The 13053-nt window shown below is 60.9% G+C and carries 11 protein-coding genes; 7 read left to right on the forward strand and 4 right to left on the reverse strand.

Annotated features, from left to right (window positions below):
- Nucleotides 1–475: 475 nt before the first annotated feature.
- The 6 genes from ACOSV0_RS36260 (at nucleotide 476) to acnA (ending at nucleotide 8904) form a co-directional block, all read left to right on the forward strand.
- Nucleotides 476–1459 carry a malate dehydrogenase gene (locus tag ACOSV0_RS36260; protein WP_074289036.1) on the forward strand — a complete coding sequence of 328 codons (984 nt, stop codon included), beginning with the start codon at nucleotides 476–478 and terminating at the stop codon, nucleotides 1457–1459.
- A 228-nt stretch (nucleotides 1460–1687) separates the two neighbouring features.
- Nucleotides 1688–2704, forward strand: a complete 1017-nt coding sequence (locus tag ACOSV0_RS36265; protein WP_434112819.1) for an HpcH/HpaI aldolase/citrate lyase family protein — start codon at nucleotides 1688–1690, stop codon at nucleotides 2702–2704.
- Nucleotides 2705–2864: 160 nt separating this feature from the next.
- Complete coding sequence (gene prpC / locus ACOSV0_RS36270; RefSeq protein ID WP_434112820.1) at nucleotides 2865–4052, forward strand: bifunctional 2-methylcitrate synthase/citrate synthase; 1188 nt, start codon at nucleotides 2865–2867, stop codon at nucleotides 4050–4052.
- Nucleotides 4053–4157: 105 nt separating this feature from the next.
- Nucleotides 4158–4664, forward strand: a complete 507-nt coding sequence (locus ACOSV0_RS36275; protein ID WP_434112822.1) for a hypothetical protein — start codon at nucleotides 4158–4160, stop codon at nucleotides 4662–4664.
- Between the two features lie 25 nt (nucleotides 4665–4689).
- A complete protein-coding gene (locus ACOSV0_RS36280) occupies nucleotides 4690–6141 on the forward strand; it encodes a bifunctional 2-methylcitrate dehydratase/aconitate hydratase (RefSeq protein WP_434112824.1) in 1452 nt (483 codons plus the stop codon).
- 45 nt (nucleotides 6142–6186) lie between these two features.
- Entirely contained in the window at nucleotides 6187–8904 is a 2718-nt protein-coding gene (acnA, locus tag ACOSV0_RS36285; RefSeq protein WP_434112826.1) for an aconitate hydratase AcnA, read from the forward strand.
- A gap of 103 nt (nucleotides 8905–9007) precedes the next feature.
- Here acnA and ACOSV0_RS36290 read toward each other — a convergent pair whose 3' ends face one another.
- A complete protein-coding gene (locus ACOSV0_RS36290) occupies nucleotides 9008–10039 on the reverse strand; it encodes a hypothetical protein (RefSeq protein ID WP_434112828.1) in 1032 nt (343 codons plus the stop codon).
- Nucleotides 10036–11136: a sensor histidine kinase gene (locus ACOSV0_RS36295; RefSeq protein WP_434112830.1), complete on the reverse strand. Its 1101-nt coding sequence runs from the start codon at nucleotides 11134–11136 to the stop codon at nucleotides 10036–10038. Before ACOSV0_RS36295 ends, ACOSV0_RS36290 begins: the two co-directional genes overlap by 4 nt.
- A 430-nt stretch (nucleotides 11137–11566) precedes the next feature.
- Between ACOSV0_RS36295 and ACOSV0_RS36300 the strand changes: the two genes are divergently transcribed.
- Nucleotides 11567–11695, forward strand: a complete 129-nt coding sequence (locus ACOSV0_RS36300; RefSeq protein ID WP_434112832.1) for a hypothetical protein — start codon at nucleotides 11567–11569, stop codon at nucleotides 11693–11695.
- A gap of 73 nt (nucleotides 11696–11768) precedes the next feature.
- Here ACOSV0_RS36300 and ACOSV0_RS36305 read toward each other — a convergent pair whose 3' ends face one another.
- Together ACOSV0_RS36305 and ACOSV0_RS36310 are read right to left on the reverse strand one after the other, a co-directional pair.
- Entirely contained in the window at nucleotides 11769–12059 is a 291-nt protein-coding gene (locus ACOSV0_RS36305; protein ID WP_434112834.1) for a LuxR C-terminal-related transcriptional regulator, read from the reverse strand.
- Between the two features lie 149 nt (nucleotides 12060–12208).
- Nucleotides 12209–13048, reverse strand: coding sequence for an ABC transporter permease (locus tag ACOSV0_RS36310; RefSeq protein ID WP_434112836.1), 840 nt, complete (start codon nucleotides 13046–13048; stop codon nucleotides 12209–12211).
- Between the last annotated feature and the right edge of the window lie 5 nt (nucleotides 13049–13053).

Below are 13053 nucleotides of genomic sequence, written 5' to 3' on the forward strand. Positions count from 1 at the left end.
GTCTAGGGTTTTCCCCGCAACAGATATGTCTTATATAAGACATAAGATAATGTTGACTTTGTGTCTGACGACTCCTACACTCCGTGTCGAGCAAGGGTTTGCGGGTTTTCCGGCGACTGTTTTGCACGATGCAATGCAGCGCCGTAACGCACCGGCAGCCACGCTGCACCATGCTGTTCCCACGCAGTCCAGGTTTCGATTCGCCGCCATTCGTTGGTCAGACGCTTGCCGAAACGCGCTGTTTGCAGGAGCCCGCACCGTGCAGCGGCTACCGGCGCCAACCTGCCCCGCTTCCCGCTTCTCAGCAGCACAGGTTCCGGCATGGCGGTCTTGCCGCAGCGCGCCGCACAGCCTCGGCACATTACGAGGCCGTACGCGAACAGTGAATTCCGCCGTGTTTCACAACGCTTCGCTGAACGCGCATATAGAATGGCGTTTTCCCTAGCGTCTAACGCATCGTCCTGGAGATTTCTCAATGGCTAAGCCCGCAAAGCGCGTTGCCGTCACCGGCGCCGCAGGTCAAATCGCTTACTCCCTGCTGTTCCGCATCGCCAATGGCGACCTGCTCGGCAAGGATCAGCCGGTTATCCTGCAACTGCTCGACCTGCCGCAAGCGCAAGGCGCCGTCAAAGGCGTCGTGATGGAACTGGATGATTGCGCATTCCCGCTGCTGTCGGGTGTCGTGATCACTGACGACCCGAAGGTTGCATTCAAGGATGCAGACGTGGCCCTGCTGGTCGGCGCCCGCCCGCGTTCGAAAGGCATGGAGCGTAAGGACCTGCTGTCGGCAAACGCCGAAATCTTCACGGTTCAGGGCAAGGCGCTGAACGAAGTCGCGAGCCGCGACGTGAAGGTGCTGGTGGTCGGCAACCCGGCTAACACGAACGCCTACATCGCCATGAAGTCGGCGCCGGATCTGCCGAAGAAGAACTTCACCGCCATGCTGCGTCTGGACCACAACCGCGCACTGTCGCAACTGGCTGCCAAGTCGGGCAAGCCGGTCGCTTCGATCGAAAAGCTGGCTGTGTGGGGCAACCACTCGCCGACCATGTACCCGGACTTCCGCGTTGCAACGGCTGAAGGTCAAGACCTGACCAAGCTGATCAACGACGAAGAATGGAACCGCAACACGTTCATCCCGACCGTCGGCAAGCGCGGCGCGGCGATTATCGAAGCGCGCGGCCTGTCGTCCGCAGCGTCGGCGGCTAACGCTGCAATCGACCACGTGCGTGACTGGGTGCTGGGCACGAACGGCAAGTGGGTCACGATGGGCATTCCGTCGGACGGTTCGTATGGCATTCCGGAAGACATCATCTACGGTGTGCCGGTTACCTGCGAAAACGGCGAGTACAAGCGCGTTGAAGGTCTGGCAATCGACGCGTTCTCGCGCGAAAAGATGGACGGCACGCTGAACGAGCTGCTCGAAGAGCGCGAAGGCGTTCAACACCTGCTCGGCTAAGCGCCTGATGCAGACAAACCGGAACTCCCAGGCTTTATCGCCGCGGGTTCCGGTTTTTTACGTGCGAATGCAGGTACGTCCCACGAAATTGCGGTTCACTGCGCAATTTGTCGTGCCAGTATTCGCCTCTGATTCGAACGCGCTTTGCCGCATGGCTGGCTGATCGCCTGGCAGAACGCGTCCGAATCCGATTTACCCACCCGACCACCCAGAATCCTGACGCCGAAGATGCGCGCCCTCACACCCGCCGAAGTGCTGTTTGACGGTGAAGTGCCGCCCGCTGTGCTGCCTGCCTGCGATCACTACGCCGGCAGCGAGAAGCTGATGCTGAAATCACTGGCATTGCAGCAGCAACTCGGCCCGGTGTTCGACATCACGCTCGATTGTGAAGACGGCGCGCAGGTCGGCCGCGAAGCCGAACATGCGGAGCTGGTCGCGTCGCTGCTGGGCAGCGAGCATGACCGTTTCGGCCGCGTCGGCGTGCGGATTCACGACTTCGACCACCCGCACTGGCGTGACGACGTCCGTCTCATTCTGCGCGCCGCAAAGCGCCCGCCCGCTTACATCACCCTGCCGAAGATCCGCAACGTTCCCGATGCCGCCGAAATGGTCGCGTTCATCGAGGCGACGCGGCGTGAACTCGGCATTGCACAGCCGGTGCCCGTGCAACTGCTGGTGGAAACGCATGGCGCGTTGACGCGCGTGTTCGATCTGGCCGCGCTGCCGGGCGTCGAGGCGCTGAGCTTCGGCCTGATGGACTTCGTCTCCGCGCACGACGGCGCGATCCCCGATACCGCCATGCGCTCGCCGGGCCAGTTCGATCATCCGCTGGTGCGGCGCGCGAAGCTCGAGATCTCGGCGGCCTGTCACGCGCACGGCAAGGTGCCTTCGCATAACGTCAGCACGGAAGTGCGCGACATGAGCGTGGTCGCGAGCGACGCAGCCCGCGCGCGCAACGAGTTCGGCTACACACGCATGTGGAGTATTCACCCGGCGCAGGTCGAAGCGATCGTCGCTGCATTTGCTCCGCGCGACGAGGAAATCGCCACCGCGACCGAAATTCTGCTGGCCGCGCAGTCCGCTCAGTGGGGACCGACGCGCTATCACGACACGCTGCACGATCGGGCGAGCTATCGCTACTACTGGTCGGTGCTGCGTCGCGCGCAATCCACTGGCCGGACCATCCCGCAAGACGCCGCACCGCTCTTCACGAAAGTGGGCACTAACGGGCAAGCCGCGTCATGAGCACGATAGGCAACGCAGTGGCCCGCATAGCAGCGCTGAACGGCGCTCTCATGTTGACCCGTGTCAGCGAGTCCCGGCATCGCCTGGTGTGGCAGGAAGCAGGCGCCGGATGCACGGTTCAACCAGAAGCAGTGAGCAGGCACAAAGGAGATTGCGGGAGATGAGCGAGACGACGCAAACCGCCGGTGCACAAGGCGAGAACGAGCCTAAAAGCGGCTTCAAACCGAAGAAATCTGTCGCCCTGTCCGGCGTGACGGCTGGCAACACCGCGCTGTGCACGGTCGGCAAGACCGGCAACGATCTGCACTACCGCGGCTACGACATTCTCGACATCGCCGGTGCCTGCGAATTCGAAGAGATCGCGTATCTGCTGGTCCACGAAAAGTTGCCGACGCAAGCTGAACTAACTGCTTACAAGACCAAGCTCAAGGCGTTGCGCGGCCTGCCCGCAAACGTCAAGGCCGCGCTCGAATGGATTCCGGCCGCCGCTCATCCGATGGATGTGATGCGCACCGGCGTCTCGGTGCTGGGCACCGTGCTGCCGGAGAAAGACGACCACAACCTGCCGGGCGCACGCGACATTGCCGACAAACTGATGGCCTCGCTCGGTTCAATGCTGCTGTACTGGTACCACTACTCGCACAACGGCAAGCGCATCGAGGTCGAAACCGACGACGATTCGATCGGCGGCCACTTCCTGCATCTGCTGCACGGCGTGGAGCCGTCGAAGGCATGGGTCGATGCGATGCATGTGTCGCTGAACCTGTATGCCGAGCATGAATTCAACGCGTCGACCTTCACCGGCCGTGTGATCGCGGGCACGGGCTCGGATATCTACTCGGCGATTACCGGTGCAATCGGCGCGCTGCGCGGCCCGAAGCACGGCGGCGCGAACGAAGTCGCGTTCGAAATCCAGTCGCGCTACCAGACGCCCGACGAGGCCGAAGCCGATATCAGGAAGCGCGTCGAGAACAAGGAAGTGGTGATCGGTTTCGGCCACCCGGTGTACACGATCTCCGACCCGCGCAACAAGGTCATCAAGGAAATCGCGAAGAAGCTGTCGAAGGATGCGGGCAACACCAAACTGTTCAATATTGCCGAGCGACTTGAAACAGTGATGGCAGATGCGAAAAAGATGTTTCCAAATCTCGACTGGTTCAGCGCGGTTTCGTACCACATGATGGGTGTGCCGACGGCGATGTTCACGCCGCTGTTCGTGATCTCCCGCACGGCAGGCTGGAGTGCGCACATTATCGAGCAGCGGATCGACAACAAGATCATTCGCCCGAGCGCGAATTACACCGGTCCTGAGAATTTGAAGTACGTGCCGCTAAATAGGAGAAAATAGCGGTCGCTGTGCGCTTTCAAAGCGCGTGCAGTTAAACCCTCGCGGTTGCCAGGACCGGTAGCCCGCGTACTGTTCAACTGAAATTAGATAGAAAGGTTCTCCACCATGAAAAAGCTGATGATCGCCGCCGTGATTGGCGCCCTGTCCACGACGATGCTGACCGTCGCGACTGACGCCGCCGCACAAACGGCGACCACCGCCACGAAGCCGGCTGCCAAGGCTGTGGCGAAGCGCCCGCAACCGAAACGCCTGATCAAGCGCAAGGCCAATCCGGCCAAGGAAGCGAAGGTCGATCCGGTTCCGGACGGTTCGGTAAAGTGGTCGTGCAACGAAGGTCTGGCCTTCGACCTGAAGGGCGACATGAAGCGTGACCAGATCGTTACGGTTCACTGGGCGAACAAAAACTACAACCTGCCGCGCGAAGCGACCACCACGGGCGCAGACCGCTTCCACGACGCAGCAACGGGTATGGATCTCGTCGTGATCCCGACGAAGGCGATGTTGTTCTCGGATAAGGACAGCTCGCGTCTGGCCGACGAGTGCAAGACGGCAGAGATGGTGCAAGGCGCACCGGCTCCGACGCAATCGAACGCGATCAACAAGACCAACTGATCCGTTACATCAGGAAAGCGCCCCGATGTCCGCTCCGATTTCCAACGTGCGACCCGACCCGGACTCCGTCCTGGTCGATATCGTCGATTACGTACTGGAATTCCCGATCGACAGCACGCTCGCGCTGGATACCGCGCGTAACTGCCTGATCGATACGCTCGGCTGCGGACTCGAGGCACTGACCTACCCGGCCTGCACCAAGCTGATGGGACCGATCGTGCCCGGCACGATCGTCCCCAACGGCGCGAAGGTGCCGGGCACGTCGTTCCAGCTGGACCCGGTTCAGGCCGCCTTCAATATCGGCGCAATGATCCGCTGGCTGGACTTCAACGACACCTGGCTGGCTGCTGAATGGGGTCATCCGTCGGATAACCTCGGCGGGATTCTGGCCACGGCCGACTGGCTCTCGCGCAGTGCCGTCGCGGCGGGCAAACAGCCGCTGACGATGAAAGACGTTTTGATCGGCATGATCAAGGCGCACGAAATTCAAGGCTGTATCGCGCTCGAAAACTCGTTCAACAAGGTTGGGCTCGATCATGTGCTGCTGGTGAAGCTGGCTTCCACCGCGGTGGTCGGCCAACTGATCGGTTTGACGCGCGACGAGTTGATCAACGCGGTCTCGCAGACGTTTGTCGATGGACATGCGTTGCGCACTTACCGCCATGCACCGAATACCGGCTCGCGCAAATCATGGGCCGCGGGCGATGCGACGTCGCGCGCCGTACGGCTCGCGCTGATCGCGAAGACCGGCGAGATGGGCTATCCGTCGGTGCTGACCGCGAAGACGTGGGGCTTCTACGATGTCCTGTTCAAGGGCAACGCGTTCAGGTTCCAGCGCCCGTACGGCTCGTACGTGATGGAAAACGTGCTCTTCAAAATTTCGTTTCCGGCAGAATTCCACGCGCAGACGGCGGTGGAAGCCGCCATGACGCTGCATGCGCAACTCAACGCCGCAGGCAAGCGAGTGGAAGACATCAAGAAGATCACAGTTCGCACACACGAAGCCGCAATCCGTATCATCGACAAGAAAGGCCCCCTGAACAATCCGGCCGACCGCGATCATTGCATTCAGTACATGATCGCCGTGCCGTTGATCCATGGCCGCCTGACGGCCGCGGATTATGAAGATTCGATCGCGCAGGACGCGCGTATCGATGTGCTGCGCGCCAGGATGGAATGTGTCGAAGACGCGCAGTTCACGAAGGATTACCACGATCCGGAGAAGCGTTCGATCGCCAATGCACTGACGGTCGAATTCAACGATGGGTCGACATTCGACGAAGTTGTAGTCGAATACCCGATCGGTCATAAGCGTCGTCGCGAAGACGGGATTCCGTTGCTGGTCGAGAAGTTCAAGACCAACCTCGCGCGCCGCTTTCCGGTCAAGCAACAACTGGCGATCCTCGACGTGTCGCTGGATCAGGCAAGGCTCGAAGCCATGCCGGTCAATGAATACGTCGATCTGTACGTCATCTAGTCAAGTTAAGTACTGTAGTTCCGCGATCAAACCAAGGAAAACACCATGGCCCACAACCTCCACAAAACGCTCAAGGAATTCGACAGCGGTTCCGGCAAAGGCAAGTTCTACTCCCTGCCGCAACTCGGCAAGGCACTGAACATCAAGATCGACCGCCTGCCGGTTTCGATCCGTATCGTGCTGGAATCGGTGCTGCGTAACTACGACGGCAAGAAGATCGCCGAAGAACACATCGAGCAACTCGCGAACTGGAAGCCGAACGCTGCACGCGTCGACGAAATCCCGTTCGTCGTGTCGCGCGTCGTGCTGCAAGACTTTACCGGCGTGCCGCTGCTCGCCGACATCGCTGCAATGCGCGGTGTCGCGCAGCGTGTCGGCAAGAACCCGAAGTCGATCGAACCGCTGGTCCCGGTCGATCTGGTGGTCGACCACTCGGTGCAGATCGATCACTTCCGTGAGAAGAACGCGCTCGATCTGAACATGAAACTGGAATTCCAGCGCAACAACGAGCGCTACCAGTTCATGAAGTGGGGCATGCAGGCATTCGACACGTTCAAGGTCGTGCCGCCGGGCGTGGGTATCGTTCACCAGGTGAACCTGGAATACCTCGCACGCGGCGTGCACAAGAAGGCCGAAGGCGCGGACACCGTGTACTACCCGGATTCGCTGGTCGGCACGGACAGCCACACCACCATGATCAACGGTATCGGTGTGGTGGGCTGGGGCGTGGGCGGTATCGAAGCTGAAGCCGGCATGCTCGGCCAGCCGGTGTACTTCCTGACGCCGGACGTGGTGGGCGTCGAACTGAAGGGCAAGCTGCGCGAAGGCCTGACGGCGACCGACCTGGTCCTGACCGTCACCGAACTGCTGCGTAAGGAAAAGGTTGTCGGCAAGTTCGTCGAGTTCTTCGGCGAAGGCACGAAGTCGCTGTCGCTGCCGGATCGCGCAACGATCGGCAACATGGCGCCGGAATACGGCGCAACCATGGGCTTCTTCCCGGTCGACGAAAAAACCATCGACTACTTCAAGGGCACGGGCCGCACCGACGCAGAAATCTCCGCCTTCGAAAACTACTTCAAGGCGCAGGGTCTGTTCGGTATTCCGAAGGCTGGCCAGATCGACTACACCAAGGTCGTCACGCTGGATCTCGGCACGGTGACGCCGTCGCTGGCAGGTCCGAAGCGCCCGCAAGACCGTATCGAAATCGGTCATGTGAAGTCGACCTTCAGCAGCCTGTTCTCGAAGCCGGTGGCAGAAAACGGCTTTGCGAAGAAGGAAGCCGATCTGGACGCGCAATACACGACGAGCAACGGCGTCGACGTGAAGAACGGCGACATCCTGATCGCCGCCATCACGTCGTGCACGAACACGTCGAACCCGAGCGTGCTGCTGGCCGCCGGTCTGCTGGCGAAGAAGGCGGTTGAAGCCGGTCTGACGGTCGCTCCGCACATCAAGACCTCGCTGGCTCCGGGATCGCGCATCGTCACGGAATACCTGACGAAGACCGACCTGCTGAAGTACCTCGACAAGCTCGGCTTCACGCTGGCCGCTTACGGTTGCACGACCTGTATCGGTAACGCGGGCGACCTGACGCCGGAACTGAACGAAGCGATCACGAAGAACGACATCGTCGCGGCAGCGGTTCTGTCGGGCAACCGTAACTTCGAAGCGCGTATTCACCCGAACATCCGCGCCAACTTCCTGGCCTCGCCGCCGCTGGTCGTCGCTTACGCGATCGCCGGCAACATCACGCGCGACCTGATGACCGAACCGGTCGGCAAGGGCAAGGGCGGCAAGGACATCTACCTGGGCGACATCTGGCCGACCAGCGAAGAAGTCGACGCGCTGCTCAAGTTCGCACTGGACGCAGATGCGTTCCGCAAGAACTACTCGCAGCTCACCAAGAAGGGCGACCTGTGGAGCAAGATCGAAGGCGAAGAAGGTCAAGTCTACGACTGGCCGAAGTCGACCTACATCGCTGAGCCGCCGTTCTTCGGCAATGACTTCTCGATGACGCCGGCTGACAGCATCCCTGCCGTCAAGAACGCGCGCGCACTGGGCATTTTCGGTGACTCGGTCACGACCGACCACATCAGCCCGGCTGGCTCGATCAAGGAAGACTCGCCGGCAGGCAAGTGGCTGAAGGCGAACGGCGTGCAGAAGGCCGACTTCAACAGCTACGGCTCGCGCCGCGGTAACCACGACGTGATGATGCGCGGCACGTTCGCCAACGTCCGGATCAAGAACCTGATGATCCCGGCGAAGGCAGACGGCACGCGCGTGGAAGGCGGCCTGACGATTCATCAGCCGAGCGGCGAACAGGAGTCGATCTATGACGCAGCGATGAAGTACATCGACGCCGGCACGCCGACTGTTGTGTTCGCGGGCGAAGAGTACGGCACGGGCTCGTCGCGTGACTGGGCTGCGAAGGGTACGCAACTGCTGGGCGTGAAGGCTGTGGTCGCACGCAGCTTCGAGCGGATTCACCGTTCGAACCTGGTCGGCATGGGCGTTCTGCCGCTGCAGTTCAAGGGCTCGGACAGCGTGCAATCGCTCGGTATTACCGGCGAAGAAACGTTCGACGTCGAAGGCCTGGGCAACGACTTCAAGCCGCAACAGGAAGTGACGCTGGTGATTCGCGGCAAGGACGGTAAGGAGAAGCGCGTGCAGGTTCTGCTGCGCATCGATACGCCGATCGAAGTCGACTACTACAAGCACGGCGGGATTCTGCCGTTCGTGCTGCGTTCGCTGCTGGCTGCTTAAGGTATTCGCTTACGCATGCAGTAACTGCGAGCTGTTTTGCAGGGGCTGCGTCCTGTGGAGGACGCAGCCGACTTTAGAAGCCCGGCCGTTGGCCGGGCTTTTTTTATTTCTGCGGCGTGCCTGAGCCTGCGCGGAAGGCTTCGGGGTTGTCAGTGATCCGGCGCTGGGTTATACGGGCGTTCCAGTCGGTGTCACCCGATGCCGGGACCGTGGCGCGCATGGTGACAGTGCCGCGTCGCTGTTGCGCAGCCCATTTGAGCAATGCCGCCTTATCGAAGGTGTCGCCGTCGGCCGACGGACGTGCGGTCCATTCCGGCTGGTTCGATGCGGAAGGCCGCGTTGCCGGACCAACGGCGCGGCTCAAGGCGACGCGTTCGTTGACCTGGGCGCCGTTCAAGCGCGCCATTCTGGTTCGTTTCACGGCGTTTGCTGGCCGCTTAAGCCTGCCGTCCGTGTGGGGTGCCATTTGCGTGGCCTGCCTTGGCACGATTTGGGTGATGTGCTTAGGCGCCGCTTGAGAGGTCGGAGCGGCCTTCGCCGGTACCATCCTCGCAGTTCCAGAAGCGGATTGCGGCGGCCTCTTTTCGACCCTGGCCGCTGTCTGTGTATCCGCAACCACCGTTGTTGCGGCCGACTTCGGATGATCGCTGCGCGGAGTCACAGCCGACAGAATCGGCTGCGACACGAACACTGATTTCGCCTTCTCCGCGTCCTTCATCGAGCATGTGACCAACAACCACGTGAGCGCGATGCTACAGCCAGCGAAAATCGACGCAGCGAGCACGTGATCAGAGCGTGACGAGCGCTGCTGGCGATTGCCCATCTCGAGGTAGCGCTTCGCTTCAGCCAACTCGGCATCGAAGCGATAGGGATTCGGGCGTTGCGGCGGCGCCTTCCAGAACAGAACGTGCTTCACGCCCGGAGGAAGCAGACCCGTCCGCTCCGGTTGGGACTTGCGTTGTACCGCGTCCTGAATCGCCTGTTGCGCTGCGGTTTGTGCTGCGAACGGCGGTTCGCGCTGCTCCATGTTTCGTGCCGCGCCTCGTCGCGAGCCGAAAGGCGGCGGCAAGCCGTCGAACGGTCGCGGCTTCGGAAACGCCAGATCACCTTCGATCAGGGCCAGCGGGTGGGTCATCTTGTGGTGCTCCCGTATGGGGCGATCTCTGCGTCCAATTGCGTGATCAGGGTCCGGGCCCGCCCCGCGAGCACGTCAATCGCACCGGTTTCGAGTTCCTGTGACGTGGCGCTCGCGCGCTGCAACGCGTCCATCAGACTATGCGCGCCAACGAGGCCCACGGCTCCGCTCAATCTGTGCAACAAGGTGCTCTGCCCGTCACGGTCGCGGTTGTGACTCACGTCGCTCAGGCGCTTCAGGTCGTCGTCCATCGAATGACGCCAGCCGCCCAGAAACGTGTGGATATTGATACCTTCCTCGGACAGTGCATCGAGATAGCGACGTTCAAAGGGTTCGCGCAAGGCACTCTCGGCAGCTTCCTGTGACTGTGCGACCTCGGCGAACAAAGGTGCCTGCGCATGATTAGCCGGTCCTGCGGCTGACCGCCATTGGTCGACGGTGACTGGTGCACTGAAGCTCGCACGGCTGCCGAAACCCGAGCCGCTGGCAACGGAAAGCTCCCCTTGCATGCGCTGCGTGAGTATCTGACAGAGCGGCAAGCAAGCATCGGCGTCACCAAACCACTTATCTCCAAGCGGATCATCGGCACTCGGTCCGAAAAGTTGCAGTTGAGTGGTAGGCGCTTCTTCCGCACCGACATTCGCCACGCTGATAAAAATACGCTGTGAGCCAGAATTCAGCGGCTCTGCCCGCACAACCAGCGCAATCTCTCCACGCGTGCTGAGTTGAACCGTGCGGCTTAGCAGATGGAAGAAAATCTGACCGAGCCTGGCGCTATCAGCAAGAATCCACTCGGCGACCGTTTGGTCAATGCTGGAATTCAAGCGCAAGCCTCGCTGAGCGGCACTCGGAGACACCAGCGCAATGACGCCGTCGACGAGCTCGCGCAGATTCGTCACGCTCTCGTCGAGCACAAAGGCGCGCGCCTCCAGTGGTGAAGCGTCCAGTAAGTCGCGAAGCGTTTGGGACCACGTGCGTACCGCGGACTGGATCACCTGCATCTGCGCACGTTGGGCGGACGGGGTGCTCGCCGTCTCAAGCGATTCAAGCAGCCCTGCTACGGCGGTCAATGGAGCTTCCGCATAGAGCCGCATCATGCCAGGCGGCCAAGGTCGATCCTGCTTCGCAGCGGCACTCGCCTGGGCTGATGCCGCGACGCGTGCGGCTTGCTCACGCGCTTCGGCTGCATCGCAACGGCGTTTCCACTCTCCCTCTACGTATTGCTGCTTCTCAGCGGCGCGCCTCAGTGCAGCGTGGGACAGGCATGCGCCAGCAAGCGCAACGACTGCCGGAGCTGCAAGCGCCAATAGCCACGTTTGCCGCTCGATCGCGGCATCATGTGCACCCGCTACCGCTTGACCCGCGGAATGGCCGCCGCCACTTGGGACGAGCACAAAAGGGGCGCTGGCAACAGCTTCGCCGCTCGAACGAACGTTGGTGGCGGGATGCGCGGTTTGCCCCATTGCGTCGCGTGCAGACAGTGCTGTGGCCAGACGTGAATCGTCGACGTGCAGCGTGGCGCGCGGCATGCCTTCGATTAACGGTGCCGCGTTGGCGCGTATCGACAGCGTGCACAGCAGTACAAATGCGCAGAGACAACCCAATGCCGTCGCGAAGCGGATCGAAGCGAGTCCCGCGTTGTGGGAGAAACTGTGAGCGTAACGCTGCGCGCGACGACGCACGCCCGAGGAAGAACCAGGCAGGCTCATTTTATTCATAGCCCGCAAACTCAGTCGATCAGCCGATGCAATGAAGCAAATTCGATCAATGCAGCCAACGAAGAAAGCCCCAGTTTTTCCTGGATGCGGCTCTTGTAGGTGCTCACGGTCTTGTCGCTCACAATCGGTGCGTAGGTGTCTATCCATTGCCGATTGACCGCACCTGCTGCGTCGTCCTGCGAGGCGCCGATGCCCTTTGCCAGTACGGTAGCATCTTCGATACCCAGCCGTTCACGCGCGGTGTGGTCTGCGCAGCCCGACAAAGCCAGCGCAAACGCGAGTACCGTCAGTTGGAATTTCATTGATTTTCTGCGTCGAACGCATCTTCTTTGAGAACGTTCGGAGTATGAAGAGACGCATACACGCAGGGAATGGGAACATTCCTAGAATGTCGTCGGAAACTTGCGGCGCCGACATTCGTTTTTCACAACAGATGCCCTACCGTTCAGATTTAACTCTTCACTGCCCGAGCCGCATTCCGTCCCCGCAGCCATTCGAGTGCTAACAGCAGGCAAGTGGAAAACACGATCAGAATCGTCGCCAGAGCGGCAATCGTCGGGCTGATGTTTTCGCGGATGCCGGTGAACATTTGTCGTGGCAGCGTCGTCTGATCCGCGCCGGCGAGGAACAGTGTCACGACCACTTCGTCAAACGACGTCGCGAACGCGAACAGCGCACCTGAAATCACACCCGGCGCAATTACCGGCAAGGTGATGCGGAAAAACGTCTTCACCGGGTTCGCGCCCAGCGACAAACTCGCACGCACCAGGTTGTAGTTGAAGCCTTGCAACGTCGCCACCACTGTCGTCACCACGAACGGCACACCAAGCGAAGCATGCGCGAGAATCAGCCCGATATAGGTATTCGCCAATCCGAGCGGCGCAAAGAACAGATACATGCCGACGCCGACCACCACCACCGGCACGATCATCGGCGAAATCAGAATCGCCATCAGCAGCGCCTTGCCGCGGAAGTTCGCTTTGGTCAGGCCGATCGCGGCCAAAGTGCCGAGTACGGTGGCAACCACAGTCGCCGACGGCGCCACGATAAAGCTGTTCTTCGCCGCCATGCGCCATTCATCGGATGCAACCAGGTTTTGATACCAGCGCAGCGACCAGCCCGGAATCGGATAGACCAGAAACGTGCTCGACGAAAACGACAGCGGCACGATCGCCAGCACCGGCAAAATCAGATACAACAGCGTTAGCACGGCAAGCGCACGCAGCGCGAAATACCACACGCGCTCGACCACCGACGTGTGCGGTGCAAACAAAGGCTTGGCAAGTTTCATCGCGA

Origin of the sequence: Paraburkholderia caffeinilytica, from assembly GCF_051027425.1 — a bacterium.
Classification (GTDB): domain Bacteria; phylum Pseudomonadota; class Gammaproteobacteria; order Burkholderiales; family Burkholderiaceae; genus Paraburkholderia; species Paraburkholderia caffeinilytica_A.

What these genes read in the sequence shown, in the direction of transcription:
- ACOSV0_RS36260 (WP_074289036.1), top strand. Translation starts at nt 476, where the DNA reads ATGGCTAAGCCCGCAAAGCGCGTTGCCGTCACCGGCGCCGCAGGTCAA.
- ACOSV0_RS36265 (WP_434112819.1), top strand. Translation starts at nt 1,688, where the DNA reads ATGCGCGCCCTCACACCCGCCGAAGTGCTGTTTGACGGTGAAGTGCCG.
- prpC (WP_434112820.1), top strand. Translation starts at nt 2,865, where the DNA reads ATGAGCGAGACGACGCAAACCGCCGGTGCACAAGGCGAGAACGAGCCT.
- ACOSV0_RS36275 (WP_434112822.1), top strand. Translation starts at nt 4,158, where the DNA reads ATGAAAAAGCTGATGATCGCCGCCGTGATTGGCGCCCTGTCCACGACG.
- ACOSV0_RS36280 (WP_434112824.1), top strand. Translation starts at nt 4,690, where the DNA reads ATGTCCGCTCCGATTTCCAACGTGCGACCCGACCCGGACTCCGTCCTG.
- acnA (WP_434112826.1), top strand. Translation starts at nt 6,187, where the DNA reads ATGGCCCACAACCTCCACAAAACGCTCAAGGAATTCGACAGCGGTTCC.
- ACOSV0_RS36290 (WP_434112828.1), bottom strand. Translation starts at nt 10,039, where the DNA reads ATGACCCACCCGCTGGCCCTGATCGAAGGTGATCTGGCGTTTCCGAAG.
- ACOSV0_RS36295 (WP_434112830.1), bottom strand. Translation starts at nt 11,136, where the DNA reads ATGATGCGGCTCTATGCGGAAGCTCCATTGACCGCCGTAGCAGGGCTG.
- ACOSV0_RS36300 (WP_434112832.1), top strand. Translation starts at nt 11,567, where the DNA reads ATGCCTTCGATTAACGGTGCCGCGTTGGCGCGTATCGACAGCGTGCAC.
- ACOSV0_RS36305 (WP_434112834.1), bottom strand. Translation starts at nt 12,059, where the DNA reads ATGAAATTCCAACTGACGGTACTCGCGTTTGCGCTGGCTTTGTCGGGC.
- ACOSV0_RS36310 (WP_434112836.1), bottom strand. Translation starts at nt 13,048, where the DNA reads ATGAAACTTGCCAAGCCTTTGTTTGCACCGCACACGTCGGTGGTCGAG.